General features: G+C 67.6%; 1 protein-coding gene. It reads left to right on the top strand.

Annotated elements, in window-relative coordinates; translation table 11 throughout:
* Nucleotides 1-256 (top strand): enoyl-CoA hydratase-related protein (locus ACOZKU_RS27890; protein ID WP_421581625.1); only part of this gene is annotated, 256 nt, incomplete at both ends.

The raw sequence follows: 256 nt of genomic DNA, 5'->3' as shown, positions 1-256 counted from the left end.
GCGCTGAACCGCAAGCTGCTGGAAGAGCTGAAGAGCGTTCTCGCCGGCTTCGAAGCGGATGCCGGCATCGGCGCGATCGTCCTCACCGGCTCGGAAAAGGCCTTTGCCGCCGGCGCCTATATCAAGGAAATGCAGCCCTACGGTTTTGCCGAGGCCGTCGTCGAGGACCTCGCGGCCGGCTGGGACGAGGTTGCGGCCTGCCGCAAGCCGATGATCGCCGCCGTCAGCGGCTTTGCACTGGGCGGCGGCTGCGAGG

This window comes from Shinella sp. M31 (assembly GCF_049199205.1).
Classification (GTDB): Bacteria; Pseudomonadota; Alphaproteobacteria; order Rhizobiales; family Rhizobiaceae; genus Shinella.
This window is presented reverse-complemented; position numbering and strand designations above follow the sequence as displayed.